The organism is Bifidobacterium actinocoloniiforme DSM 22766, assembly GCF_001263395.1.
Classification (GTDB): Bacteria; Actinomycetota; Actinomycetes; order Actinomycetales; family Bifidobacteriaceae; genus Bombiscardovia; species Bombiscardovia actinocoloniiformis.
In genome coordinates, this window is record NZ_CP011786.1 from 736539 (window position 1) to 763382 (window position 26844).

General features: G+C 62.5%; 28 protein-coding genes. 11 read left to right on the forward strand and 17 right to left on the reverse strand.

The genetic code is table 11. From position 1 onward, the window contains the following. Nucleotides 1–362: 362 nt before the first annotated feature. The 3 genes from AB656_RS02930 to AB656_RS02940 all read right to left on the reverse strand — a co-directional run bounded on the left by AB656_RS02930 (nucleotide 363) and on the right by AB656_RS02940 (nucleotide 4943). Nucleotides 363–2024 carry a peptide ABC transporter substrate-binding protein gene (locus AB656_RS02930; RefSeq protein ID WP_414630301.1) on the reverse strand — a complete coding sequence of 554 codons (1662 nt, stop codon included), beginning with the start codon at nucleotides 2022–2024 and terminating at the stop codon, nucleotides 363–365. A 101-nt stretch (nucleotides 2025–2125) separates the two neighbouring features. Beyond that, nucleotides 2126–3778, reverse strand: coding sequence for a peptide ABC transporter substrate-binding protein (locus AB656_RS02935; RefSeq protein ID WP_033504954.1), 1653 nt, complete (start codon nucleotides 3776–3778; stop codon nucleotides 2126–2128). Between the two features lie 202 nt (nucleotides 3779–3980). Beyond that, nucleotides 3981–4943, reverse strand: coding sequence for a tyrosine recombinase XerC (locus AB656_RS02940; protein WP_033504953.1), 963 nt, complete (start codon nucleotides 4941–4943; stop codon nucleotides 3981–3983). A 64-nt stretch (nucleotides 4944–5007) separates the two neighbouring features. Between AB656_RS02940 and AB656_RS02945 the strand changes: the two genes are divergently transcribed. Beyond that, the gene (locus AB656_RS02945; protein ID WP_033504952.1) at nucleotides 5008–5286 is read left to right on the forward strand and encodes a DUF6725 family protein; all 279 of its coding nucleotides are present in this window, start codon (nucleotides 5008–5010) and stop codon (nucleotides 5284–5286) included. Here the strand turns inward: AB656_RS02945 and AB656_RS02950 are convergent. The 11 genes from AB656_RS02950 to msrB form a co-directional block, all read right to left on the reverse strand. Further along, nucleotides 5283–6053: an NAD(P)-binding domain-containing protein gene (locus AB656_RS02950; RefSeq protein WP_081924855.1), complete on the reverse strand. Its 771-nt coding sequence runs from the start codon at nucleotides 6051–6053 to the stop codon at nucleotides 5283–5285. The two genes, AB656_RS02945 and AB656_RS02950, sit on opposite strands and share 4 nt — an antisense overlap. 134 nt (nucleotides 6054–6187) lie before the next feature. Continuing rightward, nucleotides 6188–6610 carry an alcohol dehydrogenase gene (locus AB656_RS02955; protein ID WP_144418917.1) on the reverse strand — a complete coding sequence of 141 codons (423 nt, stop codon included), beginning with the start codon at nucleotides 6608–6610 and terminating at the stop codon, nucleotides 6188–6190. 168 nt (nucleotides 6611–6778) lie between these two features. After that, entirely contained in the window at nucleotides 6779–8704 is a 1926-nt protein-coding gene (typA, locus tag AB656_RS02960; RefSeq protein WP_033504950.1) for a translational GTPase TypA, read from the reverse strand. 91 nt (nucleotides 8705–8795) lie between these two features. Then, nucleotides 8796–9485, reverse strand: coding sequence for an SMC-Scp complex subunit ScpB (gene scpB / locus AB656_RS02965; protein WP_081924856.1), 690 nt, complete (start codon nucleotides 9483–9485; stop codon nucleotides 8796–8798). Continuing rightward, the gene (locus AB656_RS02970; protein ID WP_033504949.1) at nucleotides 9482–10294 is read right to left on the reverse strand and encodes a segregation and condensation protein A; all 813 of its coding nucleotides are present in this window, start codon (nucleotides 10292–10294) and stop codon (nucleotides 9482–9484) included. Before AB656_RS02970 ends, scpB begins: the two co-directional genes overlap by 4 nt. Beyond that, nucleotides 10291–11130, reverse strand: coding sequence for a ParA family protein (locus tag AB656_RS02975; RefSeq protein ID WP_033504948.1), 840 nt, complete (start codon nucleotides 11128–11130; stop codon nucleotides 10291–10293). The genes AB656_RS02970 and AB656_RS02975 overlap by 4 nt, the downstream gene beginning before the upstream one ends. Nucleotides 11131–11260: 130 nt before the next feature. Continuing rightward, nucleotides 11261–12187: a site-specific tyrosine recombinase XerD gene (gene xerD, locus AB656_RS02980; protein ID WP_033504947.1), complete on the reverse strand. Its 927-nt coding sequence runs from the start codon at nucleotides 12185–12187 to the stop codon at nucleotides 11261–11263. A gap of 122 nt (nucleotides 12188–12309) precedes the next feature. Next, on the reverse strand, nucleotides 12310–12693 hold the full coding sequence (gene rplT, locus AB656_RS02985; RefSeq protein ID WP_033504946.1) for a 50S ribosomal protein L20: 384 nt from the start codon (nucleotides 12691–12693) through the stop codon (nucleotides 12310–12312). 64 nt (nucleotides 12694–12757) lie between these two features. Continuing rightward, complete coding sequence (rpmI, locus tag AB656_RS02990; RefSeq protein ID WP_033504945.1) at nucleotides 12758–12952, reverse strand: 50S ribosomal protein L35; 195 nt, start codon at nucleotides 12950–12952, stop codon at nucleotides 12758–12760. After that, the gene (infC, locus tag AB656_RS02995) at nucleotides 12933–13679 is read right to left on the reverse strand and encodes a translation initiation factor IF-3 (protein ID WP_051905294.1); all 747 of its coding nucleotides are present in this window, start codon (nucleotides 13677–13679) and stop codon (nucleotides 12933–12935) included. The genes rpmI and infC overlap by 20 nt, the downstream gene beginning before the upstream one ends. Before the next feature lie 772 nt (nucleotides 13680–14451). Next, nucleotides 14452–15420: a peptide-methionine (R)-S-oxide reductase MsrB gene (gene msrB, locus AB656_RS03005; RefSeq protein ID WP_033504943.1), complete on the reverse strand. Its 969-nt coding sequence runs from the start codon at nucleotides 15418–15420 to the stop codon at nucleotides 14452–14454. Between the two features lie 253 nt (nucleotides 15421–15673). On the opposite strand from msrB, the gene AB656_RS03010 reads away from it, so the two are divergent. From AB656_RS03010 to gap, 3 genes are all read left to right on the forward strand, one after another. Continuing rightward, nucleotides 15674–16462, forward strand: coding sequence for a thiamine diphosphokinase (locus AB656_RS03010; protein WP_033503819.1), 789 nt, complete (start codon nucleotides 15674–15676; stop codon nucleotides 16460–16462). Between the two features lie 7 nt (nucleotides 16463–16469). Continuing rightward, a complete protein-coding gene (locus AB656_RS03015) occupies nucleotides 16470–16925 on the forward strand; it encodes an arsenate reductase family protein (protein ID WP_236681900.1) in 456 nt (151 codons plus the stop codon). Between the two features lie 188 nt (nucleotides 16926–17113). Beyond that, complete coding sequence (gene gap, locus AB656_RS03020) at nucleotides 17114–18172, forward strand: type I glyceraldehyde-3-phosphate dehydrogenase (protein WP_033503818.1); 1059 nt, start codon at nucleotides 17114–17116, stop codon at nucleotides 18170–18172. A gap of 131 nt (nucleotides 18173–18303) precedes the next feature. On the opposite strand, the gene AB656_RS03025 is transcribed toward gap, so the two are convergent. After that, on the reverse strand, nucleotides 18304–18900 hold the full coding sequence (locus AB656_RS03025; RefSeq protein ID WP_051905295.1) for a DedA family protein: 597 nt from the start codon (nucleotides 18898–18900) through the stop codon (nucleotides 18304–18306). A 48-nt stretch (nucleotides 18901–18948) separates the two neighbouring features. Here AB656_RS03025 and ybaK point away from each other — a divergent pair, with 48 nt between their 5' ends. The 3 genes from ybaK (at nucleotide 18949) to AB656_RS08170 (ending at nucleotide 20953) form a co-directional block, all read left to right on the forward strand. Then, nucleotides 18949–19458: a Cys-tRNA(Pro) deacylase gene (gene ybaK, locus AB656_RS03030; protein ID WP_033503817.1), complete on the forward strand. Its 510-nt coding sequence runs from the start codon at nucleotides 18949–18951 to the stop codon at nucleotides 19456–19458. 351 nt (nucleotides 19459–19809) lie between these two features. Then, a complete protein-coding gene (locus tag AB656_RS03035; protein ID WP_081924857.1) occupies nucleotides 19810–20772 on the forward strand; it encodes an aldose 1-epimerase family protein in 963 nt (320 codons plus the stop codon). 106 nt (nucleotides 20773–20878) lie between these two features. Beyond that, a complete protein-coding gene (locus AB656_RS08170) occupies nucleotides 20879–20953 on the forward strand; it encodes a 50S ribosomal protein bL37 (protein WP_099327425.1) in 75 nt (24 codons plus the stop codon). 234 nt (nucleotides 20954–21187) lie between these two features. Here AB656_RS08170 and AB656_RS03040 read toward each other — a convergent pair whose 3' ends face one another. Together AB656_RS03040 and AB656_RS03045 are read right to left on the reverse strand one after the other, a co-directional pair. Continuing rightward, nucleotides 21188–21490, reverse strand: coding sequence for a hypothetical protein (locus AB656_RS03040; protein WP_236681901.1), 303 nt, complete (start codon nucleotides 21488–21490; stop codon nucleotides 21188–21190). A gap of 74 nt (nucleotides 21491–21564) precedes the next feature. Beyond that, nucleotides 21565–22212 carry a sigma-70 family RNA polymerase sigma factor gene (locus tag AB656_RS03045; protein WP_051905432.1) on the reverse strand — a complete coding sequence of 216 codons (648 nt, stop codon included), beginning with the start codon at nucleotides 22210–22212 and terminating at the stop codon, nucleotides 21565–21567. A gap of 131 nt (nucleotides 22213–22343) precedes the next feature. Between AB656_RS03045 and AB656_RS03050 the strand changes: the two genes are divergently transcribed. The 4 genes from AB656_RS03050 (at nucleotide 22344) to AB656_RS03065 (ending at nucleotide 26812) form a co-directional block, all read left to right on the forward strand. Continuing rightward, nucleotides 22344–23105: an exonuclease domain-containing protein gene (locus AB656_RS03050; protein WP_033503814.1), complete on the forward strand. Its 762-nt coding sequence runs from the start codon at nucleotides 22344–22346 to the stop codon at nucleotides 23103–23105. Between the two features lie 142 nt (nucleotides 23106–23247). Continuing rightward, nucleotides 23248–24852, forward strand: a complete 1605-nt coding sequence (locus tag AB656_RS03055) for a UDP-N-acetylmuramoyl-L-alanyl-D-glutamate--2,6-diaminopimelate ligase (protein WP_051905296.1) — start codon at nucleotides 23248–23250, stop codon at nucleotides 24850–24852. Nucleotides 24853–24857: 5 nt separating this feature from the next. Further along, nucleotides 24858–26102, forward strand: a complete 1245-nt coding sequence (locus tag AB656_RS03060; protein WP_033503855.1) for a carboxylate--amine ligase — start codon at nucleotides 24858–24860, stop codon at nucleotides 26100–26102. Further along, complete coding sequence (locus AB656_RS03065) at nucleotides 26099–26812, forward strand: aspartate/glutamate racemase family protein (protein WP_033503813.1); 714 nt, start codon at nucleotides 26099–26101, stop codon at nucleotides 26810–26812. Before AB656_RS03060 ends, AB656_RS03065 begins: the two co-directional genes overlap by 4 nt. The last annotated feature ends 32 nt before the right edge of the window (nucleotides 26813–26844 follow it).

Here is a 26844-nt window from a genome sequence, read left to right on the forward strand (position 1 = left end):
GGCGTTCGTTGCCGGTCGTAAGGTGAGTCCCGACGCATTGCTCCGCCAGGCCCACCCCGCTCGCTTCGGCACGCGCCTGAGACGGACATAACCCGCGTTGCCCATGGCAATGGTGGTGCCCCGCAGCAACCAGCCATTTTGGCGCTTTTACCTCACGAATGCTCCAGACGCGAGAACAGCCGGGGCGCGCGGAGCAAAGCCGAACTCCAGCATTTCCCTCCGCTCCTCACTGAATAGGCTACGGCCCTGGTTCTTTCAAGACGGAACACACCACAGCGCCCGGCACCAAGCAGGTGCTTGGGGCCGGGCGGAAAGGGGTTATGGCACGAGCGTACTACCTTTATGCTCTTTGCTGGGTCCGCTCATTTGGAGGACGGGACGCTCATCTGCCAGTAAACAGGGAAGTTCTGCCAGTTGATCGAGAAGCCCTTGACCTGCTTTGCCGCTGCGCCGTTGGCGTTGGCGTAGTAGACCGGGATGCCGGGCAGGTCGTGGAGAAGAACCCCCTGTGCCTGGTCGTAGAAGGACTCGACCTCAGACTGGGAAGTTGCCTTGGCCGCCTGGTTCATCAGGCTGTCGAACTGGCTGCTCTTGTAATCGCTGTCGTTGGCGCCCTTGCCGTCCGCTGCGGCGGAACCGTAGATCGGGTTCAGGTAGTTCTCCACCGACGGGTAGTCAGGCGACCATCCGGCGTGGTAAGCGCCCTGAATCTTACGCTCGGTCACGTTCTGCCGGAACTCCTGGAAGGTGGGGATGGGCACATCCTCGCAGTTGATGCCAAGGTTGGTCCTAACCATGTTCGCCAAGGCCTTGTACACCGGCCCGAAGCCCTGATCGGCGTTGTAAGTGAAGTCCAACTTAGCGCTCGTGGGCCAGGGGGAGATCTTGTCGGCTTGTTGCCACAAGCTCTTGGCCTTCGCCGCGTTGTACTTGATGTTCTCGGAGTTCTTCAGCGAGGTGGAGTATCCGGGGATCGTGGGGGCCGAGTAGCTCTTAGCCGGCGTGGCGGTGCCGTTAAGCACCTTCTTGCAGATCGCGTCACGGTCAATCGACATGGAGACGGCCTGCCGGCGCAGGATGCCTTCCTCATCGTGCTTGAAGTGATCCAGGTTGCCCGAGATTCCAACGGATTCGATGACTGATCCGGGCTTGTTGTAGGCCTGAACCGAGGAATCGGTGGTGAAGGTCTTACTGGCTGAAGATGGCACGTTCTCCATCACATCCAGGTTCCCGGCTTGAATGTCCGAATAAGCGGAGTCGTTGGCTGTGTACATCATGAAGTTCACGCCCCCGTTACGCGGCCTGAACTGGCCCTTATAGTCGGGGTTCTTCACGAGCTGAATCGACTTGTTGTGCTCCCAGGACTTGAACTTGTATTGGCCGTTGCCCACTGGATGCTCACCGAAGCCCTTCGGATCCTTGTAGAAGGACTCAGGCAAGGGCGAGAAGGCGTTGTATCCCACCTTGATCGGGAAAATCGAGTCAGGCTCGGACAGGTCGACGATGAAGGTCAAATCGTCCTGGACCTTCAGACCCGACAGCTGTTCATCGGACTTGACGCCAGACTTCTGCAGATCGTCATACCCCTTGATCGTGGAGAAATAGCTCGCGTTCTTCTGTGCGTTGGCCACGTTGGCCCCATAGCTCCAGGCCTTGGTGAAGGACTGCGCGGTCACTGGACTGCCATCGGAGAACTTCCAACCCGGCTTGAGCTTGACCGTGAACTGGGTGTTGCCGGAATTCGGTTTGATCGAATCGGCCACTTCGTTGACGGCCTTACCGTCCGGGCTGAAGGCCACCAACCGGGCGAGAATCAGGGACAGGGGCTTGCTGCCTCCTCGCTCGTTGGTGTCAGCGGGAATCAGCGGCCCCTGAGGCTCCGTGTCGTAAGCGGTAATGACAGCCGAGGCATCACCCTGGTCATCAGCTCCTGAAGACGCCGAAGAGCCGCCACAAGCAGCCAAGGACAGGGTTGCGATGCAAGCCGTCGCTGCGGCGGCGAGTTTGCGGATGGTATGGGTCACGAGGACTTCCCTTCATTCTTGTAATCACTAGACCTAGTACGCATGATTCCTGCCGATCCGGGGCCGCTCATGCGCGAAGCGGCCCCGGGACCTGCACCTGTCTACTTGGTGACTTGCCAGTAGACAGGTATGTTCTGCCAGCTTATCCGGAAGGACTTGACCTGCTTGGAGGCCACAGCATTAGCGTTGCGATTATGCAAGGGGATGCTGGGCAAGTCCCGCAGGAGCAGGCCTTGAGCCTGGGCGTACAAAGCATTGGCATCCTTGGCGGAACTCGCTTCTGCCGCCTTGTCGAGCAGGTCGTCGAACTCCGGGTTCTTATAGTCGCCATCGTTCGAGCCCTTGCCTTCGGCGGAAACCGAAGCGAAGTTGGGAGTCAGGTAGTCCTCCGGCGAGGGGTACGAGGGAGCCCAACCAGTGCGGAAGGCCCCCTGTATCTTGCGGCCCACCGCGTTCTGCCGCAGCTCTTGGAAGGTTGGTATCGGCGTGTCCTGCGCATCAATGCCGAGGTTGGTCTTGACCATGTTCGCCACGGCCTTGTAGATGGGGCCATGATCGCCATCCGCGTTATAGGTGAAGGAGAACTTATGGTCCGCCGGCCAGGGCGAAATGGCATCCGCCTTGGCCCAAAGCTCCTTGGCCTTCTTGGGGTTGAACTGGACGTTCCCCTCGTTCTTCAGGTCCTTGGTGAAGCCGGGAATCCTGGGCGAGGTAAAGTCGGCTGCAGGCGTGGCCGTGCCGTTGATCACTTTCTTGCAAATGGATTCACGGTCGATTGCCATTGAGATGGCCTGCCGACGCAGACGGCCCTCCTCCTGGTCCGTCCTGAAGTGCTCCAAGCCAGCGGGGATTGTGAACTTTTCGATGACCGCGCCCGGTTTGTTGTAGGACTGTACCGAGGAATCGGTGGTGAAGGTCTTACTGGCGGAGGTGGGAACGTTCTCCACCAGGTCCAGATTGCCGGCCTGCACATCGGCGTAGGCCGAATCCCCTGAGGTGTAGACGACGAACTCGACTCCCCCGTTGCGCGGCTTGAACTGACCCTTGTAGTCGGGGTTCTTCACCACCTGAATCGACTTGTTGTGCTCCCAGGACTTGAACTTGTACTGGCCGTTACCCACCGGATGCTCGCCGAACCCCTTCGGATCCTTGTAGAAGGACTCAGGCAAAGGCGCGTAAGCCAGGTAACCCACCTTGATCGCGAACGTGGAGTCAGGCTGGTTCAGGTCCACAGTGAAAGTGCGGTCATCTGTGACCTTAAGGCCTTCCAATTGCTCATCGCCCTTGTGGCCTGCGCCCTGCAGCTCCTTGTAACCCTTGATGGTGGCGAAGGAACTGGAATCCTTCATAGCGTTAGCCGAGTTCGCTACATAGCTCCAAGCCCTGGTGAAAGACCGCGAAGTCACAGGCGTGCCGTCGGTGAAGGTCCAGCCGGGCTTGATTTTGATGGTGTATGCGGTGTTGTCGGCGTTAGGCTTAATCGATTCGGCCACCTCATTGACGGCCTTCCCGTCAGGGTCGAAGGCCACCAGCTGGGAGAACATGAGGTTGCCAGGCTTGCTGCCGCCCACCTCATTGGTATCGCCTGGGATCAGTGGGCTCTGCGGCTCTGCCGAGAACACGCGAATCATCGCGTTAGGATCGCCAGCCTGAGGAGAGGAGCTGGAATTGGACGATCCTCCGCAAGCGCTAAAGGACATGGCTACGGCACAAGCCGAGGCCACAAGGGCCATTTTCTTTCCGCGAGGGGACATGATTGCGACTCCCGTTCGGTATGGGGGACGATGTCGAAAGGTTTCCGTGCGTGCAGAGGGTACTGCGACGCTTAACAACCGAAGACGACGGGGGTATAGCCGCTTGGTGCATGAAAGTGTATGACATGCATGTTACGGGGACTGAATCCATCCACTATTCGGACGAACGACCTTGTCAAGCGCCAATCCTTACTGGCGGCGCTTAAGCGCGCGGGAAGGCCAAATCGTAGCGTTGGCGGAGCTGTCCGATGGAAACATGCGTGTAACGCTGGGTGGTGCGCAGAGAGGAATGGCCCAGCATCTCCTGAACCTCGCGCAGGTCCGCACCGCCATCCAGCAAGTGGGTGGCCGCTGAATGCCGCAAGGAGTGCGGGGAGATGGACGGTAACCCGGCTTGGACGGAAATACGATGAACCAGTTCCCGCACCTGGCGCTGGCCTATTCGACCGCCACGGGCCCCAAGGAAGAGGGGGCGGATCGCCAACGGATCGTCCGCCTTCCGACCGCTCGCGGCCTCCAAGCTGGGCCTGCCCTGATCCAGCCAGGCGCGCAGGGCCTTAGCGGCGGGCAGACCGAAAGGCACAACTCGTTCCTTGGAGCCTTTGCCCATGACCGTGACCGTGCGGGCCTCCCAGTTCACATCGCCCAGGTCCAGGCCGGTCAGCTCGGCTACTCTCATACCAGTGGCATAGAGGAGTTCGACGATGGCCTTATCCCTGACAGCCAGCGCTTGCCTGCGACGGTCTGCCTGGGATGCGCTGGCTGACTGGTCAGCCCGGTCTATCCCGCTGCCCGCCTCATCCATCATGCGGGCGGCCTGGTCCTCGCTCAGGACCTGTGGCAGGCGCTCGGGAATCTTCGGGGTGGCGAGTGCCGAAGCCGGGTCGCTCCGCATGACGCCGCGGTCCGCTAGGAAAGCGAAAAAGCGGCGAATCGCCACGGATTTGCGGGCCATGGTCGAGCGCGAGTGGGTCCGATCCTCATGAGCCATCCAGGAACGTAGCGTCTCGACGCTGACCTGGTCCAGGCTGGTCAAACCGCGCCGTTCAATCAGCGCAAGGAACTCCTGGACATCGGCGCGATAGGCCTTGATCGTGTTGGGGCTTTCACCCTCAACCTGGCGCAGGTAGGCCGTGAAAGCGGTTAGGTGCTCGTCGAAGCGCATAGTGGGCCTCCTGTTGCGCATCCCATTGTAATCAGCCCGATAGAATAACGACGGAAGGAGCGATATGAGACTACCAGATCAGATACCCACCGGGGCCAGGCTCGTGGTCCGCGTCGCCGAAGCCCCCGACCAGCCGAACGGGCGCATGGCCTTCAGGGACTACATAGGTCACGTACGTTCCTGGAATGGGCGAACCCTCGCCGTGACGAGGGATGCGACCGCGAACGGCAGACGGCCAGAGCAAGAGGTCTCGATCGACGCGAGCACCATCGTTGCCCTTAAGCCCATACCCGAGCGCCGGAAGGGCGCGATGGCCCCAGGAAGCGCCGAAGACCCTGCCTAAGCTTGCGCAAGTCCGAGCGGGCACCGGGACAGCACAGCCTGGTGAACGCTGGTGAAAGCCGTTACCTGCCAACCTCGCCGGGCCGAATCCTGGAGCTGCCCCTGCCAGCCACGCTCGTCCAACTCCAGAATGGAGGTCTCTGCGGCAGGGGGCTCGGCCTGAGCCTGGCCAGGGACCGTCAGCGGTTGCGAATCAACGGCTGTAAGCCGATCGTGGGTGCTGTCGTCCATGCAGATCAACGGATTGCCCAGGCCTTGGGTGATCATGTCGGCCACGGTCAGGAAACGGTTGTAATCCGTGCCCCGATCGACGCATAGGGCCCAGACCGCGTCGTTGAAGGGGTCAAGGGGCCGCACCGCGTTCTCCCTTATTATAGGGTGAGCGCCGACATACTGGTCCTGCAAACCGACAGCCATGACTCGCTTGCGCGCCTGAGTCTGATTACGGTTCAGGTCGATCAAGACACTGGCTTGAGCCAGGACGGGGGCCACATTTGTGAGGATCGAGGGCAGAAGCGTCGACTCGACAGCCAGGGCGAGGACATCTGGTTTACCCGAGGCCAGTTCCTCCAAAGATCTCATCATGCGAATACCGTCGCTTGGCGCGGACTGTCCGGACTGGACGTCCGGGTCCCAGGCTACGACGAAACGGCCCCGGCCGGTCAGGCGCTGAGCCAAAGCCAAGCCAATAGGCCCCAGGCCCACGACACCGACCTTATGGGCCGAGGTAAGGATGGGCGAGGGTGCCATGCCTGGAAGCGGATGCATGTCGTAAACTCCCCCGCCTGAAGCCGCCGCGCGATGGGCCGGACAAGCCACAGAGCGGGCGCCTGACGGCCCCTCTTCCCCTTGCAGCGCACCTTGTCGGCTCAGGCCGCTGTACGCATTGAAAGCATTCACGCTTACCGCCTGCCAGAAACGGGCGTAACCATGAACCAACGCCTGGGCGCGACGAGGACCGCCAGTTGGAGGACCAGGGAGCCGATCAGCCAAATCCTACCCGCATGACGGTCGAAGAAACCAATGAAAGCGGGGCTGCCGATTGGCACCAGGACGTCGCCGCCCGGACCGCGACCCATCAGCAACCAAATCAGGCAGGAGGCGCCCACCAAGTGCAAGCCCAATCCGGTCGCGCCAGCCCAGGACCTCGCCCACCAGGAGGAAGCCGCCAAAATCAGGAAGGCAATCACCAGGCCGTAGGGCAGCGACCCCACGGCCCCGCTGCGGTGGGCCAAGGTGCCGACCAGACCGGATACGGCGCCCAAAGCCAGGGCTGCCAGATAGGTAAGCGCCATGGGCGTGGTCTTCTCTTGTGAATGACTCATGTCCGCCAGCCTATCCCTAGAGGCCAACCAGGCCAAGGGTCCGTCAGGAGCGGGCGGTTACCAGTGGACGCCTGGACAGCGAAAACCGCCCCAGGTCGGACGGGGCTTGGAGCCCCGCCGTTTGGCGCGGTTCTAGGCGAACCTGCCGGACGGACCCGCCGGAAGCGCTTACTTCTGCTTCTGGTTGGCCCTGCGCTGGCGGGCGTTCCACTTGTACCAGGCGTCACGGTCCAGGATGATTTTGCGAACGCGAATCGCTTCGGGCGTCACTTCTACGCACTCGTCGTCGTTGGCGAAATCCAAAGATTCCTCCAAGCTCATCTGAATGGGAGGGGTCAGAGTCTCCAACACGTCGGCGGTGGAGGAGCGCATATTGGTCATATGCTTCTCCAGGGTGACGTTGATGTCCAAATCGCCGGGCTTGTTGGTCACGCCGACAATCTGCCCCTCGTAGACCGGGGACTGGGGCGAGACGAAGAAGTTGCCACGTGCCTGGAGCTTCTGCATGGCGTAGGGGCTGGCCTTGCCAGCACGATCCGCCACCATCGAGCCGTTTTGACGAGTGGAGATCTCACCGGCCCAGGGGGCGTACCCGGCTGAAATGGATGAAGAGATGCCGGTGCCACGGGTGGCGGAGAGCAAAGCGGTGCGGAAGCCTATCAGACCGCGGGAAGGAACCGTGAACTGCATACGCACCCAGCCCGAGCCGTGATTGGACATGGAGTCCATCCGACCCTTGCGGTCCGCCATCAGCTGGGTGACCGCACCCATGTACTCCTCGGGCACGTCAATCGTGTCGGACTCCATAGGTTCGTTGAGCTTGCCGTCAATCATCTGCGTGACCACCTGCGGGCGGCCCACGGTCAGCTCGAAGCCCTCGCGGCGCATCTGCTCTGCCAGGATGGCCAGGGCCAGCTCGCCGCGACCCTGCACCTCCCAAGCATCCGGTCGATCGGTGGGCAGGACCTTAATCGAGACGTTGCCGATAAGCTCGCGGTCCAAGCGGTCCTTGAGCATACGTGCGGTCAGCTTGTGGTCCTTGCCCTCAGTTCCGACCAGCGGCGAATCGTTGGTGCCAAAAGTCATTGAAATGGCGGGGTCGTCCACATGAATGAGGGGCAGAGGCTTGGGGTCGTCGGGGTCGACGATGGTCTCGCCGATCATGATGTCGTCCACGCCTGCCACAGCCACGATGTCGCCGGGTCCAGCTTCCTCGTCAGGCACGCGATCCAGGCCCTGGGTGCGTAGGATCTCAGTGAGCTTAAAGCGCTCCACCGAGCCATCCACACGGGACAGGCCGTACTGGGCTCCCTTCTTGAGGGTGCCGTTATAGATTCGGACCAGGCCCAGGCGACCCAGGTAGTCCGAGGCGTCGATGTTGGTCACGTGCGCCTGCAGGGGGGCGCCTTCCTCGTACACGGGAGCTGGAATGTTCTTCAGGATGGCATCGAACAAGGGCTCCAGGTCATCGTTGTCAGGCAGACCACCGTCGGCGGGCTGGTTGACCGAGGCCTTGCCGGCCTTAGCCGCGCAGTAGATGACCGGCAGGTCCAGCAAGGAGTCCAAATCCAGGTCCACGCCCTCCTCGGAGACATCCTGGGCCAGGCCCAGCAGAAGGTCGGTGGACTCGGAGACCACTTCGGAGATGCGGGCGTCGGGACGGTCCACCTTATTGACGCACAGGATGACCGGCAGCTTGGCCTCCAGGGCCTTGCGCAAGACGAAGCGGGTCTGGGGCAGCGGCCCTTCGGAGGCATCGACCAGCAGGACGACGCCGTCAACCATCGAGATGCCGCGCTCGACCTCGCCGCCGAAATCGGCGTGTCCAGGGGTGTCAACGACGTTGATCGTAATGCCATTAGGCTCGTTCAACTCAGCCGCCAACGGGCCTGTGTACTTGACGGCCGTGTTCTTGGCCAGGATGGTGATGCCTTTCTCACGCTCCAAATCGTTGGAGTCCATGACACGGTCGGGCACCTCCTCGCGCTCGGAGAAGACGTGCGACTGCTGCAGCATGGCATTCACCAGAGTCGTCTTACCGTGATCGACGTGAGCCACGATTGCTACGTTACGAATATCTCCACGAACCGCCATCAAAACCTCATTCTCAAACGCTGCTCAACTCTTGGCAGACAAACCCTCGCAATGATACGCGCATCAGGTGACAGAAAAGTACAGCATCGCTTCAAACCTGCCGCTGCCCATGATCAGGAACGACCCCAGGGCCGCTCCCCTGGTCCGGCCGAACCCCACGCAAGGCCGCCATCTCCTGGACCGCCGTGCCCTCATCCGGCAGGAAAGGAGCCAGGGAAGGCAGCTCGTCGACCGAATCCACGCCCATAAGCTCTAAGAAAAGCCCCGTGGTCACCAGCAGGGCGGCACGGCTCTCAGGATCCAACCCTTCCTCCCTTACCAGGCCACGCACCAGCAAGGAACGGATGACCCCGTCCGAATTGACCCCTCGGATGCCCGCCACCTGAGCTCGGGTGATGGGCTGCCTGTAGGCGATGATCGCCAAAGCCTCCAGCGCGGCCTGACTCAGGTGAGCGCTTTGCCCCTGGGTGGCGAAGGCAGCGACTACCGGTTGGTAGACAGGCAAAGTAGCGAAGCGCCAGCCACGGGCGGAACGCCGCAACTGGAAGCCATGCCCCTCCCGCTCCAAGCGGTGGCTCAACCCCTCCAGGCAGGATTCAACCTCTGCCGCCCCGGCTTGCAGGGCGCAAGCCAGATCCTGAGCCTGCTGGGGCTGGTCGACGGCCATTAAAACAGCCTCAAGGCAGGCGTCAAGGCCACCAGGGAAATCGGCTGGGTTCAGAGGCTTTGCCCTGTGATCCTCCGGGTCCTCCTGGGGCCGCGCCCGCTCCTGCTCACTCATGCGAAATCCTCCTCGCTCATCCGCTCCAGCCACTCGCTCGTTGGACCGCCGACCCAGCGTAGGGAGAGAGGCTCGAATGGCCCTGCTTGCTTGTATTGCAGGTCCTGCTGGCGGAAAAGCACCAGTACGGCCAGAAAACGGCCCACGACTTCCAGCCGACTGTGGGCGTCCGCAATCAACGTGGCGAACGCCACCGGCCTTCCATCCGCCTGGACCAGCCGGTCGCGCACCAGTCGGGCCTGCTCTCGCAAGTCCACCAGGGGCACGTGGAGCTGGGCCACAGCGACCTCGCTGACCGGCGCGTTGGCCAAGGCGCGCGCCGCCAGACGCGCCAGCTGCTCCCCAGTCGTCGTCCAAACCAAGGCTGGCAGGGCCGCCGCGATATCAGCGTCCACCTGACCTGGGTGGGGATATGCGGCGACGTTTTCCTGCATCTGATCGCCAAAGCGCTCGGCGGCCTCTTTGAAGGCCTTGTATTGCAAGAGGCGTGCGAAGAGGAGATCGCGTTCGCGAAGGGCTTCCATCGACTGCTCGTCAGTTGCCTGACCGCTGCGGTCAGGCAGTAGAGCCGCTGACTTGGCCTCCACCAGAATCGATGCCACATCCAGGAAGGAGCTTGCCTCATCCATGCTCTGGGCTAGGTCCAGCCGCCGCACATAGCTCAGAAACTCCTCGGTGATGACTCCCAGGGAGACCTCAGTCAGCTCCAGCCGCCGGTTGGCCAACATGCCGAGCAGAGCGTCAAAAGGACCCTGGTAGACATCGAGCTCAACCGAGAATCCTGGGGCCGCCTCACGCTGGTCGTTCACGCCACGATGCCGCGCGCGACCAGTTCCCGGGCCACCTCCCGGTACTCCTTGGCCGTCTTGTGCTGGGGGGCGTACATGGTGATTGGCGCGCCTGAGACGGTGGCGTCCGGCAGCTTGATCGACCTGGTGATCACCGAATGGAACACCTTGTCTTTGAAAGCCTCATAAATTCGTTGAAGGACCTCATCCGAGTGCAGAGTGCGGGTGTACATGGTGACCAGGACCCCGTAGACCTGAAGGTCAGGATTGATGCGGGTGCGCACCTTCTCAATCGACTGCATGAGCAAGGCGACCCCGCGCAAAGCAAAGAACTCCGCGGCCACAGGAATGATGACCCCGTCGGCAGCGGTGAGGGCGTTGACGGTCAGCAAGCCTAGCGAAGGCTGGCAGTCCACGATGATCACGTCGTACTCGTCGATCAGTGGCTTCAGGGTCGAAGCCAGGACCTGCTCGCGCCCCACCTCGGTGACCAACTGCACCTCGGCGGCCGACAGGTCGATGTTGGCGGGAATGATGTCCAGGTTGTCGAAGCGGCTGTGCATGACCACTTCGTGCACGTCCAGGCTCGGATCGAACAGAGCCGTGTATATAGTGTTCTCCACGCTATTGGCGTTGATGCCGAGGCCCACAGTCGCGGCCCCTTGTGGGTCGAAGTCCACAATCAGCACCCGGCGCCCGTAAGTGCTCAAGGCTCCGCCTATGTTGATCGAACTAGTCGTCTTGCCGACCCCGCCCTTTTGATTGCACATGGCTATGACCCGTGCCGGGCCATGCTGGCTGAGCGGCCGGGGGGCTGCGAACGTCTCGTATTCGCGTCCTAATAAATCCGTAGGCATACCTTTACACTACCAACATCCGTTAAGGAGTGGCTTCCGGCGCTTCCAAGCCAGTCAGAACCGACTCCCACCAAGCCCCAAGCCCCTCATCCTCCGCTATATACGCTTTCAGTATATTCGCCCCCCTACCTCAACGCGCCCTCGGATGGGCGGTCTGGTAGGCCTCGATAAGGCGCTGGGGGCTCACATGGGTGTATATCTGGGTCGTCGTGACCGAAGCGTGTCCCAGCAGCTCCTGGACCGTGCGCACATCCGCGCCCCCCTCAATCAGGTGGGTGGCGAACGAGTGACGCAGGGTATGAGGATGGACGGGTCGGTCGATGCCGGCTCGGTCGGCGGCCTGCCGGACCACCTGCCAGACCGACTGGCGTGACAGTCGGCGGCCCCGTTTGTTGAGGAAGACGGCGCTCATCTCCGGTGCCTTGCTCGCCTTGCGACCCAAGCCGGGCCGGCCCACGGACAGGTAGGCCTCCAGGGCCCGGCGGGCGTAGGACCCGACCGGCACCAGCCGTTGCTTGGACCCCTTGCCCGTCAGCCGGACCAAGCTTTGCGCCAGGTCCAAGTCCCCCAGGTCGGCCCCCACGGCCTCACTGACCCGGCAACCAGTGGCGTACATGAACTCCAGCAGGGCCCGGTCGCGTAACGACACCGGATCCTCGTCCCCGGGGACCGCAGCGGCGGCCAGGAGGCGGGAGACTTCGTCGATTGAGAGCACATCGGGCAGACGCGAGGCCCCCCCGGGAGCCTTGACGCCCTGGGAGACATCCACGTCCACAAGCCCCTGGCCCAGGGCGAAGCGGTGGAACTCGTGGACGGCGGCTAGCCTGCGGGCTTTGCTGGCAGAGGATTCACCGTCGAGCGAAGCCAGGAAATCCTGCACATCACTGCGCTCCACCCGCCGCACATCACCCTTGCCACGCCCGCGCAACCACGCCGTGTAAAGGGCTAAATCGCCGCGGTAGGCCTGGACGGTGGCCGGAGCCAGGCCGCGTTCGACGCCGGTATGGACCATGAACTGCTCGGTCAATCCGCTAAGCTCTGTGGGGTTCCCGTTCATGGAGCTCACTGTAATCCCCTGCTCATCCAGCCAAACACTGGCCTAGAATACGCGGAAACCCCGCGCAAGGCGGGGCTCCAATCGTCCGGCCCTTAAGGCCTGACTCTGCGCTGAGCCGTGGCTCAGGCGGCGACGGGCGCGTTCACATCGGCGGGCAGAGCCTTCTTAGCCTCTTCCACTATCGCGTTGAAGGTGTCGATGTCGGAGACCGCCAGCTCGGCCAGGGCGCGACGGTCCAGGTCAATGCCAGCCAGGCGCAGGCCCTGGATGAAGCGGTTGTAAGTAATGCCCTGAGCGCGGCAACCAGCGTTGATGCGCTGAATCCACAGCTTGCGGAAGTCACCCTTGCGGGCCTTGCGGTCGCGGTAGTTGTAGTTGTAGGAATGGAGGAGCTGTTCCTTGGCCTTGCGGTAGAGGCGGGAGCGCTGTCCACGATAGCCCGAAGCCCTATCCAGTACGACCCTACGCTTCTTATGCGCGTTTACTGCCCTCTTGACACGTGCCATGTTCTTTCCTCAGCTTTCTAAGATCTCTTGAGACTTACCGATGATGCTCATTCAGCTCGGCGGCTTACTTGTTCAGCATCTTCCTCATGTTCTTGGCCTGGCTCTTGGCAAGCACGGCATCGCGCGAGAGGGCGCGGCGCTTGCGGGCCGACTTGTGCTCAAGATTGTGGCGCATGCTGCTCCCAGCCTGCATGAGCTTGCCCGTGCCAGTGACGCGGACCCGCTTTGATGCGGCGGAATTACTTTTCATCTTCGGCATTGCTGCCCTCCTTGGATGTTATCTTCTTCGTGGAAGTCTGCTTGTCGTCCGGCTCGGAGTCGATTCGGGCCACCTCGGCCTGCGCCTCTCCTTCAGCCTGGACCTTAGCCCCCTGGCCCTCCTGCTTTGCGGCCAAGCGGGCGGCCTGCCGGGCTTGACGCTCGGCTCGGGCCTGATTGCCGCGACGGCGCTGCTCGGACTGGGTGTGGACTTTCTTGCCCTTGGGCGAGAGGGTCATGATGATATTGCGACCCTCCTGCTTGGGCGAAGACTCGATCGAACCCAAATCAGCGACCTCATCGGCCAAGCGCTTGAGCAGTTCGACGCCACCAATCGGCCGGCGCTGCTCACGGCCACGCAGCATAATCGTGACCTTGACCTTGTCGCCTGCGGACAGGAAGCGGGCCACATGGCCCTTTTTGACCTGGAAATCATGCTCGTCGATCTTCAGGCGGAAGCGAATCTCCTTGATTTCGGCCGCCGTCTGGTTGCGACGGGCCTGGCGGGCCTTGACCTTCTCGGTGTACTTGTACTTTCCGTAGTCAATGAGCTTGGCCACCGGGGGTTTGGCCTGAGGCGCCACCTCGACCAAATCGAGGCTGGCTTCCTTGGCCAGGTTGAGGGCGACCGAGGTCGCGATAATCCCCACCTGCTCGCCGTTCGGACCGATCAGACGCACCTGGGATGCCCGTATGTCGTCGTTAATCCGTGGTTCTTCGCTAATGATGACTCCTTCTACCGCTGCTTCTCACATTGCCGCGAAGCTCCCGAAGATGGACCGGGTCATGCGTCCATGCAGCTGGACGCGGCGCCTTCGGGCAGTGCCCTGGTCACCGGACGAGGTCCGATCTCATCAACCCGGAGCCGTAAAAGGCCCCCAGGTGGGAAGTTCCGCTTTCTTGATTGCTCAAGCCTGGAATCACTATAGCACAAGAAGACGGACAGGGTTTCCCGACGCTTCCCCCCTCCCCACGCCCAAGGCGCGACGAAGGAGGCTGGCCCAACATCATTGAACCCGCAAAGGACCACGAACGTCGTAGCGCGCTACCGAACCCATGCAGCTGCGGAATCCGCACACCTGAAAGGTGCTTGGGAATGAGTTGCAAGGACAGCGCCTCCGTAGTACGTTCCCAGGCGACTCCAACGACCATATCGGACGAGGCCATCTTCCACAACAAGGATTGGGCCGCGTCCCCGACAGCCACCCGCCGCCGGGACACATCGAGAATCTCACCGGTGCCAACCACCACCGCATGCACCCGGAACTTCTCCTGCGACCGCTGCCGCAGCTCCAGGGCCGAATCACCCTCGCGATTGACTGTGAACTCTATAATTCCCTGGTCCTTGGCCTGGGCCAATATGCGGGACACGGTGAATGGCGTCGCTCTGCTTTGAGCTGGACGCCATCCGCGCATCGCTGGCTTGCGTCTGAGTATAGTGCGTCAGCCAGGGCGCGACGCACGCTCGAGGAAGACGACGGGGCCACGAGGGCCACCAGCTCACCCGGCGCGGTCCACGACCTCCAAATAGGCGCCATACCCTTGAGCCTCCATGTCCTCGCGGGGAATGAAGCGCAGGGCCGACGAATTCATGCAGTAACGCAAGCCACCGAGCTCCCGGGGCCCGTCTGTGAACACATGGCCCAGGTGGGAGTCGGAAGCCTGGGCGCGCACTTCAATCCTCGGTCTGCCCAGCAGCTTGAAATCCTTGCGTTCGGTCAACGACCGCCGATTGATGGGCTTGGAGAATGAGGGCCAGCCGCAGCCCGCGTCGAACTTGTCAGCCGAGGAGAACAACGGTTCTCCGCTCACCCGGTCCACGTAAATGCCCGGACGGAAGTCAGCGTCGTAAGCGTTCTCGAAAGGCCGCTCAGTGGCCGCCTGCTGGGTCACTCGGTACTGCAGGGGGTCCAGCGCCCAGATCTGTTCGATGAACCGCTGCCGCCTGGCCACCCCGGCGATCCGATCGGCGGATATGTGGCAGTAGCCATCCGGATGCTTGCGCAAGTAGTCCTGGTGGGACTCCTCAGCCAAGTAGAAGTTGCGCAACTCCTCCACCTCCACCACAGGCTCGCGCCCCTCCCTATCAGCCAGCTGCTTGAGCGCCCGTCGGAACACTGGCTCCTGCTCGGCCCGGCGGTCCGGCTCCCAATACATGCCGGACCGGTACTGCCGCCCGCGGTCATTGCCTTGCCGATCGCGCGAAAACGGGTCGATCACATCCACGAACAGCAGGGTCAGCGTACGCAAGGTCAGCATCTGGGGGTCGTAAACCACCTCCACGCATTCGACCGCGTCCGTGCCGCCCGCGCACACCTGCTCGTAGCTCGGCGACTCCACTCGCGATTGCGCGTATCCCACCCGGGTGGAACGGACTCCGGACACGCCCTGCAGATAGCGCTCAAGCCCCCAGAAACAGCCACCCGCCAGGTAGGCCGACTCCAATTGGCGTGCCTTAACTTCGCTCATCGTTCATCCCCTCGCTTCTGCGCCAGCTCCTCCAGCCCAGTACCCGCACAACAGCTCCCACCCCTCCCGTATTCCGTCACGGCTCCCACTATCCTTCCATCCCACACCCTCTCGTATAGCCGCCCGTGCCCCCCTCCCCTCACAGGCCCCCGCCACCCCTCCCTGCCGGTTTCCGCCCCCACTCGCTAGGCTGGGAACCATAGGGCGCCAGCCGTGGGACGGTGGCATAGGGCGAGCGGAGAGCGAGGCGGGAATGTCTCAGGCAAACGGCAGGGATGTCTGCCTGGTGTTCGGCGCAGGCGACTACTACGACAGCCTGGCCGAACCGGGGTGCCTAGAAAGCCACGGCCTGGTAATCGCGGCGGACGGCGGCGCCGACCGGGCCCGGGCCGCGGGACTGGAGCCCGACCTGATCGTGGGAGATTTCGACTCAATCTCCTCTCCTCCCCAGGGAGCGGATGGCGGTGTCATTCGTCTGCCGGCCGAAAAAGACGACACCGACATGCAGGCGGCCCTCAAACTCGGCTGGGCGCGCAGCTTCCGTCGCTTCACCATCCTGGGCGGGCTGGGCGGCAGAATCGACCATTCGATCGCGAACGTGGCCTGCCTATGCTTGCTGGCCCAGAGCGGTGGCCACGGGGTGCTGGTAGGCGATGGACTGGCCCTCACCGTCATTCGCGACGGCCGGCTGGACTTCCCCGCCTGGTGGCCCAGCCCGGAGGACGGCCGCATGGTCTCGGTCTTCTCCGCCTCCGACATCTCGCGCGAAGTCAGCGAAACAGGACTCAAATACGGCTTGGAGCGGGCGGAACTGGACCAGGGCATGAGCTGCGGTTCCGGGGTCAGCAACGAGTTCCTGGACGGCCATCCGGCTCGGATCGAAGTGGGCCAGGGCAGTCTGATCGTCAGCTACCCGCTGTCCGCGCCCAGGCCCAGCTGGCACACCAGTCTGGAACCCGCTGGCAATCTGGGCCCACTGGACACCTCGCCCTCGGCCCGGCTCAACCGCATCAGACCAGTGGAGCCGCCCGGCGACGCATGAACCCCGCATGCCGGGCGGCTCCGGCAACGTAGATAAGCGATTAACCACAGCCACCACATACAAGGAAGCGTTCACCATGGCCGACCACGCGCAAACCCTATTCATCTGCTATCCGCGCTGCTCAACCTGCGCCAAGGCCCGCGCCTGGTTGGATGGGCACGGGGTGGATTACGTCGAGCGCGATATCAAGACAGACAACCCCACGTACGAGGAGCTCAAACGCTGGTGGCAACTCAGCGGGCTGCCCGTCAAGCGTTTCTTCAACACCTCGGGCATGTCCTACCGGCGGTTGGAAGCGGACCAGCGACCCGACGCCCTGGGCGACGACGAGGCCCTCCATCTGCTGGCCACCGACGGCATGCTGGTCAAGCGCCCGATTCTGGTGGACGACGGGCAGGTTCTTGTGGGCTTCCGCATGAGCGATTGGGAGGGTCATCTTAACGCCCAGCCGCACAAGAATTGAGCGAATGAACATGGAAAGCCACAACAAATTACCACATTTTGAATGTTCGTTTAGAAGGACTCACAAGAAAGATATTCGCAAGGTGGAAGTACATGCTGAGCGTTAGAATATGAGTCGTTAGCAACAAATGACCGCCGCTGGCCGATTCACATTAGGCCGGCGACTGGTCAGAGTCTGAGGGAGTATACATGACAGTCAAGATTGGTATTAACGGCTTCGGTCGTATCGGTCGCCTGGCATTCCGTCGCATCTTCGAGCTTCAGGCCCGTGGCGGCGAGGCCGGCAACATCGAGGTCGCGGCCATCAACGACCTCACCACCCCAGCCATCCTGGCTTACCTGCTCAAGTACGACAGCACCCAGGGCCGCTTCCGTCACGACGACGGCAGCCCGGTTGAGGTCTCCGCCACCGACGACGCCATTGTCGTGGATGGCAAGGAGTACAAGGTCTACGCCGAGAAGGACGCCAACAACATCCCCTGGGTCAAGAACGACGGTGTGGAGTACGTGCTGGAATGCACCGGCTTCTACACCTCCGCCGAGAAGTCTCAGGCCCACCTGAACGCTGGCGCCAAGAAGGTTCTGATTTCCGCTCCGGCCAAGGACGCCACCACCCCCACCGTGGTCTACGGCGTGAACGAAGACATCCTGAAGCCCGACGACAACATCGTGTCCGCCGGATCCTGCACCACCAACTCCATGGCCTCGATGGTCAAGGTGCTGGACGACGAATTCGGCATCAAGATCGGATACATGACCACCATCCACGCCTACACCGGCACCCAGATGCTCCTGGACGGCCCCAAGGGCTCCAAGCCGCGCAACACCCGCGCCGCCGCGATCAACACGATCGAGCACTCCACCGGTGCCGCCAAGGCCATCGGCAAGGTCATCCCCTCCGTGGACGGCAAGCTCCAGGGTCACGCCCAGCGCGTGGCCGTGCCTGACGGCTCCGTCACCGAGCTGACCACAATCCTGAACAAGAAGGTCACGGTCGAGGAGATCAACGACGCCTTCAAGAAGGCCTTCCCCGCCGACTGCGAGTACTACGAGTACAACGACGATGCGATCGTCTCCTCCGATGTCATCGGTGACACCCACGCGGGCGTCATCGACGGCACCCAGACCGACGTGAACAACGCCGGTGACGAGCAGCTGGTCCGCACCGTCTCCCTGTACGACAACGAGTACGGTTTCACCTGCAACATGATCCGCACCCTGCTCTACTTCGCCAAGATCGCCAAGTAAGCATGAGCGCTGACTGATACAGTCAAGCCCAAGGGCCCGGCCACGCGAATTACCAGCGTGGCCGGGCCCTTGCCTTTACCGCCTTTTACCATCGCATATCCAAAACCCCTGCAACCCCATCGCCCGGAGCCTCAGCGAGCGCGGGAGACCAACTTCATGACCGCGTCGCAGGCCGCTCCGACGACCATGCCAGCCAGGAATCCCAGGCCCATGACCGCCAAGGGATTATCGGACAGCCAGCCCGCGGCCAGGTAGCCTAGCGTCCACATGTAAATCGACCAGAGGAACCCAGCCAAGGCCGCCAGAGGCAAGTAGCGGGCCAGGGGGTAGCGGGCGGCCCCGGCGATCAGGTTGATGACCGTGCGCCCCGAGGGCACGAACCGGGAGGCCACGGTGAAGAATCCTCCACCGTATTCGAAGGCCCGGTGGGCCCAGGAGACGACCGATTTGCCCAGGGAGCTACGGAAGAAAACGATTCTGCGCAGGGGCACCGACCGGCCCAGCCAATAAGTGCAAACGTCTCCCCCCGCGAAGGCCAGGGCGCAAACCGCGAAGACGGACCAGGGCGCGGGAGCCCCGGTGGACCGATAGGCCGAAGCGAGGGCAAGCACCATCAGCTCGGTGGGGATGGGGATGATCAGAGCATCGAAAAAGGCCGCGAACGCGAGCGCCCACAACCCCCAGCCCAAAGAGACCGTGGCCAGGAGCCAAGCATTGAAGGCCTCCATGCCCCCACTTCCCTCCCGATGTAGGCGACTGAGCCTTACTATACAGGCATGGGCAAGAGATCGAAACGACAGGGGACGGATGCCTCCACCCCGGCGGTGGCACAGTTGGAGGCGGCAGGCGTGGCCTTCACTCCCTACGAATACGAGCATTCGGCCGACCATATGGATGGCGGCTATGGCGCCGAAGCGGCGGCTAAGCTGGGGATGGACCCAGGCCAGGTCTACAAGACCCTGATGGCCGACACAGGCTCCGAGCGTGTGATCGGCATCGTACCGGTGTCAGGACGGTTGAACCTCAAGGCCCTGGCCGCAGCGGTAGGCGCCAAGAAGGCCCGCCTAGCCAACCAACGCACGGCCGAACGCGAATCCGGCTATGTCGTTGGCGGCATTTCCCCCTTCGGACAGCGCAGCGAGCACCGTACGGTGCTGGATCAGGGCGCCCTGGCCTTCGACCGCATCCTAGTCTCAGGTGGCAAACGCGGCTTCGACGTGGCGGTCTCGCCGGGCGATCTGATCGCCTTGTTGGGGGCCAGCACCGCTCCCCTGGCCTGTGACTGACCGCTATCCAAGCCGTAAGCGCCTTGTGCTGACACAGTGGAAGATGGCGCTGCCCCTAAGGCTACCAAAGATTGGACTGGGCGGCGCCTCATGCCCATGGGTTGCCGAACGAGCCCGCTCTGCCGAGACGTAATGGTTGCCGTCGACCGCGACGTTCCTGCGTAAAGACGGAACGACACCCCCAAGCCTGGGGTAAGCGTCAGGCGGAACCTACCAGGCACCGTGCGCTTGAAGACCGACCGACCGGCGGGCGAACGGGGAACCGTCCACACGCGCGAAACAAGCCTGGCGGAAGGAGGGGAGGCGACGGTAGAATGTGAGCGGTAACGCATTCTCCTATTGGGAAGGTCAATGATGAGCGAGGACGCCAAGCAGGCAGTGATGCCAAGGACCGGGCAACAGTATTCGATTTCGCACGGGGATTACCAGGCGATCGTCACCCAGCAGGGAGCCACACTGCGGGTCCTGCGATACCGTGGCAAGGACCTGATCGCCTCCTTCAGGCAGGATCAGGCGATTCCGTGCTCCAACGGGTGCGTCCTGGTCCCCTTCCCCAACAGGATCGAGGACGGCGAATACCGCTTCGATGGCAAGACCTACCACATGCCGATTGACGAGCATGAGCGTGGCACAGCCATCCACGGCTACGGTTACCGGTACTACTGGCAGCTGGATGAGCTCAGCGAGTCCAGCGTCAGCCTGTCCTGGCGCACACCCTCCCTGCCCTACTACCCGTTCGACCTCCTAGTCACCGTCTCCTACGTCCTGGACGAGGATGGGCTGACCATGATTGTAAGCGCCAAAAACCAAGGCGGAGAACGCGCCCCTTGGGCCTTCGGAATCCACCCTTGGCTGTCCAATGGTCAAGACCACCGCGGCGACGCGATCCAGGCCGACAACGAGGCATGCTCCTTGCTGGTGCCCTGCCGCACCCATGTGCGCGTCAACGACAGGCTGATTCCCACCGGCGAGGAGACCGTCCAGGGCGACTACGACCTCACCGACGGCCCCAGCCTCAAGGGCCGCTCCTTCGACGACGCCTGGTGCGACCCACAACGTGACAGGCAGGGGCGTTCGGCGGCGGTTCTGACCCGTCCGGACGGCATCCGTCTGACCCTCTGGGGGGATAAGACCATCAACGCCTGGCAGGTCTGCACCGGCACCGGCTTCGATGCCTCCTTCCGCCCGGCCGGCGTGGCCGTTGAACCGATGACCGCCTATGCGAACGCTTTCCGGACCGGTAAGGATCTGGTGGCCCTGGAGCCGGGCCAGACCTACACCACCCAGGTCGGATACCGGGCTGAGCAGGCCTGATTCCAACCGCAGGCTCCCGTCCGCATCCCCCTAACGGCTGGCGGCGGTCGGGAGCCTGTGCGATACTATGTCGAGGCTTATTCGATCAGCAGCAAAGGAGTCCATCATGGGCATGCGCGGACGCAAGCGCAGGGATCGCCGCAAGAAGGCCGCCAACCACGGCAAGCGGCCAAACACCTGATTTCGCTCGCCACTTGAGCGAATGGCAGGACGCCCGCGGATTCAAATCACAGCACTTGAATCCGCGGGCGTCGTCGTATCGGTTCGGGGGGGGGGGGGCCTCGGAAGCCGGAAGCCGCCGCTAGCCGTGAGTCTTAGCCGACCAAGGGAGAAGGAATCGGCCGAACGATTGCCTGAAATCCGCTAACCGCCCAGGAAAAGCGGCTTCACGCTGCCCAACGAACGACGCCCGCCATCAGACCGAACGCTGCGCCGTGCGGTCCAATTCACCATCCTCTTCAGGGGCTTCCACCAAGGTGTCGAACATGCGCTGGAGGCGCTCAATCAAACAGGCCGGTGCGCTTTGGGGACGCAGATAGGCGCGCAACTCCTCGATGAGCCGCCGCTCCTGCTCATCGCAGCAAGCGCGCGGATCGAAACAGTCACCAGGAAGGGCGCTCTCGCCGGACCCCACAGCGGAGATACGCAGGCTGGCGTGGGTCACGCTGACCTGCCTGTCCTTGGAGGAGTAATGGCTCATCTCGATGCGCGCAACCATCGCTACCCCTTCCGCCTGTGTGTTTCCTGATAAATTATCGTAAACCCGTTTAAGCCCCGTTCGCACCGTTCCGCTCAAGGCGTGTCGGCCCTATGCCCCTTCGGACCCTGTCCTGGGTCCGTGTCAGCCGTTGCGATTGAGCTGGTCGAGCCCGCTAAAGCCTTGCGACCGCCGCCGTCGCCATTCGCGCCGGATTCCAGGCCGTACCCGCGTTCCGCCGCGTATTTTTGCAGCTCCTGCTTGAGCTGGGTGCGCGCGCGGTTCAGCCGGCTCATCACAGTGCCGATCTTAATGCCCTGCTCATCGGCCACCTGTTGGTATGATTTTCCGTCGATCGCCGCGTCGATGAAGACCCGCCGGCGCTCCGGACTCAGCGTATTCAAGGCTGCCATGATCTCCTCGGGCGCGAAAGTCTCCAAATATTCTTGCTCAGCCGACTTTAAGCCTTCAGAGCTATGCTCAGAAGCTGAGTAAATATCCCAGTCGTTGTATTCGCCGGTTGAGCCATTCGCGCGTTGGGGGCGCCGTTTGGCTTTATGGTACTGATTGAAGAAAGCGTTACGCTCGATCGTGGTCATCCAAGCCTCGAAGTTACTGCCGGGCTCAAACCGGTCAAAGGCCTTGAAGCCACGCTCGAAGGTGTCCTGCACCAGGTCTTGTGCGTCCTCGGGGTTATTGGTCAGCTTCATGGCCTGCCGGTACAGCACGTCGACCGCAGGCATAGCGAGCTGTTCGAAGCGCCTCTTGCGCCCCTCCAGCTCAGACAGTTCCGCCACACTTCCATTGTGCCATCTCTGTGGACACCGCGGACCATCGGCGGGTTTTGCCAGATGAGAGAAGGAGAATAGGCAGTATGTCCGACACGCTTACCGCTTTTGAGCAGCACTTGACCGCAGCCAGCCAGCAGGACGATCAGACCAGTCTGGCCGAGTCCTGGCTCCTGGGCCTGGACACCGAAACCACCGGAGTCACACCGGGCAAAGATGCCATCGTATCGGCTTGCCTGATCCTGCGCAACCCGGCTCTGGGCTTCGAGGGCGACATGGTGGCCGAATGGATAATCAACCCCCACCGCAGCATCAGTTCCGGAGCCAGCAAGGTCAACGGCTTCACGAACGAGTACCTGTCCGAGCATGGGGACGAGCCGATGCAAGCAATCGGACAAATAGGCCGTCTGATAGCCCAAGCCCAGGCCAAGCGCATCCCGCTTCTGGCCTACAACGCCCCCTTCGACATCCAAATGCTTAACGGCGATATAACCCGCTGGTGCGAAGGCGAGTTGCAACCGTTCGAAACCGACTCCATGCTGGTCGTGGACCCCCTGGTCATTGACCGGGCCGTCTCCAAGCGCCGGGGGCGCCGGTCCCTCTCATACACTTGCGAGTACTACGGGGTGGTTCCCCGGGGCAACTTCCATAACGCCGCAGCCGACACCATCGCCGCCGTCGACTTGGTCAAGCCCATGACGACGCTCTACCCGCAAGTCGCCCATCTGACCCTGGGAGAGCTGATGGACTGGCAGCGCAAGGCCCATGCGGACTGGTGCGAATCCTACCAACGTTGGGCCCAAGCACGGGGCAACAGGCGGCGGATGATGAACGCCAGCTGGCTCTAACCACCCCGCGACGGACCAGGCTGGTGTCGGCCCACGAGCGCAGGAAGACACGGACGCGCCAGGTGAAGCAAAGACGCCGACGAGGCCTAGGCCCGGCGGTAGACTGTGAGCGAATCCAGCACTCAGGAGGCACTAGCAGAGCATGGCACTTAGCTTGAATTCAGCACTCGCAATCCTCAAGGACCACGGGCTTCTGCGGGAGCTGATCGGGCCCGAGGGGTGGACCCTGTCGGCGCAGGGGCCGTCGGCGGATCAGGATTTCACCTCGATCACCTACGACTCCCGGCAAGTGGGCCCAGGCGCCCTCCTGTGCTGCAAGGGCCACTTCCAGGCTCGGTTCATGGATGGTCTGGACCAGGCCGGATTGGCCGCCTACCTGGCTGAGGAGGACTTCTCCCAACGGACGCAGGCCCCGGGCCTTATCGTCTCGAATGTTCGCCAGGCCATGAGCCTGCTGGCGGCCGAGTTTTACGGCCGCCCCCAGGAGCTCCTCAAATTGGTGGGCATCACCGGCACCAAAGGCAAGACCACGACCGCGTACTACGTGCAGGCCTTGCTGTCTCAGGCCTCAGGCGGCCGGGCGGCCCTGCTATCCTCCGTGGACAACTGCTTGGACGGGCGCACCTACACCGAGTCCGAGCTGACCACGCCCGAGTCCCTCGACCTCTTCCGCATGATGAGGCAGGCGGCCGACGCGGGTATGCGCTACATGGTCATGGAGGTCTCCTCGCAGGCTTATAAGGTGGACCGAGTCCACGGATTGACCTTCGACGTGGGTGCCTTCCTCAACATCTCGTCCGACCACATCAGCCCCGTCGAGCACCCTACCTTCGAGGACTACCTGTACTGCAAGCGGCAGATCGCCTATAACAGCCGTCTCCTGGTCTTGGGGGCCGACCACGCTTATGAGGGACTGGTGAAGGAGGACGCGGCGAAGGCCGGCATTCCAATCACCACGTTCGCCCTGGACGCGGGGACCGGTCCATCCGGGACCGATCCTGGGCAGGCCGCTACTTGGGTGGCTCAGGTCGACCGGCGGAATCCCGGCGTCAACGCCTTCCAAGCCCTCCGGCAGGGCCACCCAGCCGGTTCCTTCACACTGGCCATGGACGGCCTGTTCAACGGGGCCAACGCGGCCGCAGCCCTGGCGATCGTCGATGCCCTAGGCGTGCCGATGAGCGAATCCGACCTCCAGACCTTGAGCCAGGTGCGCATCTCCGGACGCATGGAGCGCTTGAGCGCGCCGGGGATTGTGGCTTATGTGGATTACGCCCACAATTACGCCTCCACCAGCGCCGTCCTGGACTTCGTCCACGATAAGTACGGCGGGCAGCCCCTGTCGATCACCCTGGTCACCGGATCAGCCGGCGGCAAGGCCGTGGACCGGCGCAAGGAGATCGTCGATGCCGCCCAATACAGGGTCGACCGGCTGATTTTGACCGAGGAGGACACCGAGCTGGCGTCCGAACCTGCGGAAAGCATCTGCCAACAGATGATGGATAACGTAACCAATCCTCAGTTGGACGCCTCAATCATCCAGGACCGAGGCGAGGCCATAGCTGAGGCCGTGAGAGGAGCCCAGAGCCACCCGGAGCGTCTGGATGCGATCCTGGTCATCGGCAAGGGCGAGGAGCGATGGATCAAGCGCCAGGGCAAGCATGTGCCCTACGAAGGCGACGACCACGTCCTGGCCCGCCTGCTCAAATCCGGCGACCCCCAAACCCAGCAAGAGAAAGCGAGCGAGTGAGCGCCATGAGCGACTTCCAACCAGTGATCCTAGGCTCCGACATCAACGCCTACGGCATGGCCCGGGCCTTCCACGAGGCCTACGGCATGACCTCCACAGCCTTCGCCCATTTCCAGCTGAGCCCCACCAAGTACAGCCGAATCATTGACGTGCACTTGGTTCCAGGCTTCGACCGTCCGGCGGCATTCGTTCAGACCCTGAGAGAATACGCTCAGCGGATGCAGCGCGAACGGCCCGGCGTTCGCTTGCTCCTTATCCCCTGCGGCGACACCTACGCCAACCTACTGGCCGGCGCCCGCGAGCAGCTGGAGCCTTACTACGCCTTCAACACCCTGAGGCCGGAACTCAACCGACAGCTCTCACTCAAATCCTCCTTCTACCAGCTGTGCGAGAAGCACGGGCTGGCACACCCTGCCACGATCAGCCTGGACGCGGAGGGCGTGGAACGCGGCGATTACCGCAACCTGCCTTTCAACTACCCCGTTGCCATGAAGCCGGCTGATTCTGACGCCTGGCTCTCGGTGAACTTTCCAGGCCGCAAGAAAGCCTTCATCATCGACGATCCACAGGAGCTGGAGACCACGATTCGCCGCTCCTACGAAGCCGGATACACTGGCGAAATGATCATCCAGGACTTCATCCCCGGCGACGACTCCCGCATGAGGGTCCTGAACGCCTACGTGGACCAGCACCATCGCGTGCGGATGATGTGCCTGGGCCATCCCCTGCTGGAGGACCCGACCCCGGAGGCGGTGGGCAATTACGCGGCCATCATCCCCGATTACCAGGAAAAAGTGTTCGGGCCCATCAAGGCCTTCCTGGAGTCGATCGGCTACCAGGGCGTGGCCAACTTCGACATGAAATACGACGAGCGCGACGGACGTTACAAGCTCTTCGAGATCAACCTGCGCCAGGGCCGCTCCTCTTACTTCGTGACCCTCAATGGAGCCAACCTGGCTACCTACTTTGTGCAAGACCTGGTGGAGGACGCCCCGTTCGACGGGCGCACCTTGTACGCGCGGGGCTCCAAGCTATGGATGGAGATCCCCAAGTCCATCTTCACCAACTACATTGAGCCGGGCGAGGATAAGAGCCGAGGCATCGACATGATCAAGCGCGGCGACTGGGGCACCACCCTGGAGTACCGGCGGGACATGTCGCCCTTGCGCTGGCTGATGATCCGGCACATGTTCAGCATTTACAAGAAGCGCTATAAGCAGTATTTCAGGCGGAAGGGGGATTTGCGATGAGGAATTTCTTCGCCATCCTAGGCGGCATGGGGACGCTGGCGACTGAGAGCTTCACCCGGACCCTGGACAGGGCTACCGGCGCCGGCCGCGACCAGGATTTCCTGAACTATCTGGTCTTCAACGACGCCTCGGTACCTGATCGGACTGCCTACATCAACGACCACAACCAGCCGGACCCCTACCCCGCCCTGGCCGAGGATGTGCGGCAGGCCAGCGACATGGGCGCCTCTTTCATCGTGATCGCTTGCAACACGGCCCACTACTTCCACGAGCGGCTCCAAGCGGGCACGAGCGTGCCGATCATCCATATGCCCCGCACAACGATAGAGTGGGCGAGCGAGCACTACCCTGCGGCCAATCACCCCCGTTTGGGGTTCATGGGCACCGAAGGCACCCGTGATTCGGGTCTCTACCGCCGACTGGCCAAGGACGCAGGCTACCAGCTGGTGGAGCCTGGGGACGGTCTGCAAGAGCGTGTGAACGCGCTGATTTACGAGGACGTCAAAGGCGGCAGGCTCGATCGGGGCCACTATGAGGGCGTAATCCACGAACTACTGGATGGCTGCGGCTGCGACGCAGTCCTCCTGGGCTGCACCGAGCTCTCGGCGCTGAACGAGGCCTTCCCCTTGCCAGAGCTGCCGATTGTCGACGCGCAAGCGGTCACCGTGGACCTGGTGGTGCGTCGGGCTAAGGCGGAGCAGGGCAAGTAGACCGCCAGCGCCTGGCTGTCAACGCTGCGGCC

What these genes read in the sequence shown, in the direction of transcription:
- AB656_RS02935 (WP_033504954.1), bottom strand. Translation starts at nt 3,778, where the DNA reads ATGTCCCCTCGCGGAAAGAAAATGGCCCTTGTGGCCTCGGCTTGTGCC.
- AB656_RS02940 (WP_033504953.1), bottom strand. Translation starts at nt 4,943, where the DNA reads ATGCGCTTCGACGAGCACCTAACCGCTTTCACGGCCTACCTGCGCCAG.
- AB656_RS02945 (WP_033504952.1), top strand. Translation starts at nt 5,008, where the DNA reads ATGAGACTACCAGATCAGATACCCACCGGGGCCAGGCTCGTGGTCCGC.
- AB656_RS02950 (WP_081924855.1), bottom strand. Translation starts at nt 6,053, where the DNA reads ATGCATCCGCTTCCAGGCATGGCACCCTCGCCCATCCTTACCTCGGCC.
- AB656_RS02955 (WP_144418917.1), bottom strand. Translation starts at nt 6,610, where the DNA reads ATGAGTCATTCACAAGAGAAGACCACGCCCATGGCGCTTACCTATCTG.
- typA (WP_033504950.1), bottom strand. Translation starts at nt 8,704, where the DNA reads ATGGCGGTTCGTGGAGATATTCGTAACGTAGCAATCGTGGCTCACGTC.
- scpB (WP_081924856.1), bottom strand. Translation starts at nt 9,485, where the DNA reads ATGAGTGAGCAGGAGCGGGCGCGGCCCCAGGAGGACCCGGAGGATCAC.
- AB656_RS02975 (WP_033504948.1), bottom strand. Translation starts at nt 11,130, where the DNA reads ATGCCTACGGATTTATTAGGACGCGAATACGAGACGTTCGCAGCCCCC.
- xerD (WP_033504947.1), bottom strand. Translation starts at nt 12,187, where the DNA reads ATGAACGGGAACCCCACAGAGCTTAGCGGATTGACCGAGCAGTTCATG.
- rplT (WP_033504946.1), bottom strand. Translation starts at nt 12,693, where the DNA reads ATGGCACGTGTCAAGAGGGCAGTAAACGCGCATAAGAAGCGTAGGGTC.
- rpmI (WP_033504945.1), bottom strand. Translation starts at nt 12,952, where the DNA reads ATGCCGAAGATGAAAAGTAATTCCGCCGCATCAAAGCGGGTCCGCGTC.
- msrB (WP_033504943.1), bottom strand. Translation starts at nt 15,420, where the DNA reads ATGAGCGAAGTTAAGGCACGCCAATTGGAGTCGGCCTACCTGGCGGGT.
- AB656_RS03010 (WP_033503819.1), top strand. Translation starts at nt 15,674, where the DNA reads ATGTCTCAGGCAAACGGCAGGGATGTCTGCCTGGTGTTCGGCGCAGGC.
- AB656_RS03015 (WP_236681900.1), top strand. Translation starts at nt 16,470, where the DNA reads ATGCCGGGCGGCTCCGGCAACGTAGATAAGCGATTAACCACAGCCACC.
- gap (WP_033503818.1), top strand. Translation starts at nt 17,114, where the DNA reads ATGACAGTCAAGATTGGTATTAACGGCTTCGGTCGTATCGGTCGCCTG.
- AB656_RS03025 (WP_051905295.1), bottom strand. Translation starts at nt 18,900, where the DNA reads ATGGAGGCCTTCAATGCTTGGCTCCTGGCCACGGTCTCTTTGGGCTGG.
- ybaK (WP_033503817.1), top strand. Translation starts at nt 18,949, where the DNA reads ATGGGCAAGAGATCGAAACGACAGGGGACGGATGCCTCCACCCCGGCG.
- AB656_RS03035 (WP_081924857.1), top strand. Translation starts at nt 19,810, where the DNA reads ATGATGAGCGAGGACGCCAAGCAGGCAGTGATGCCAAGGACCGGGCAA.
- AB656_RS03040 (WP_236681901.1), bottom strand. Translation starts at nt 21,490, where the DNA reads ATGGTTGCGCGCATCGAGATGAGCCATTACTCCTCCAAGGACAGGCAG.
- AB656_RS03045 (WP_051905432.1), bottom strand. Translation starts at nt 22,212, where the DNA reads ATGCCTGCGGTCGACGTGCTGTACCGGCAGGCCATGAAGCTGACCAAT.
- AB656_RS03050 (WP_033503814.1), top strand. Translation starts at nt 22,344, where the DNA reads ATGTCCGACACGCTTACCGCTTTTGAGCAGCACTTGACCGCAGCCAGC.
- AB656_RS03055 (WP_051905296.1), top strand. Translation starts at nt 23,248, where the DNA reads ATGGCACTTAGCTTGAATTCAGCACTCGCAATCCTCAAGGACCACGGG.
- AB656_RS03060 (WP_033503855.1), top strand. Translation starts at nt 24,858, where the DNA reads ATGAGCGACTTCCAACCAGTGATCCTAGGCTCCGACATCAACGCCTAC.
- AB656_RS03065 (WP_033503813.1), top strand. Translation starts at nt 26,099, where the DNA reads ATGAGGAATTTCTTCGCCATCCTAGGCGGCATGGGGACGCTGGCGACT.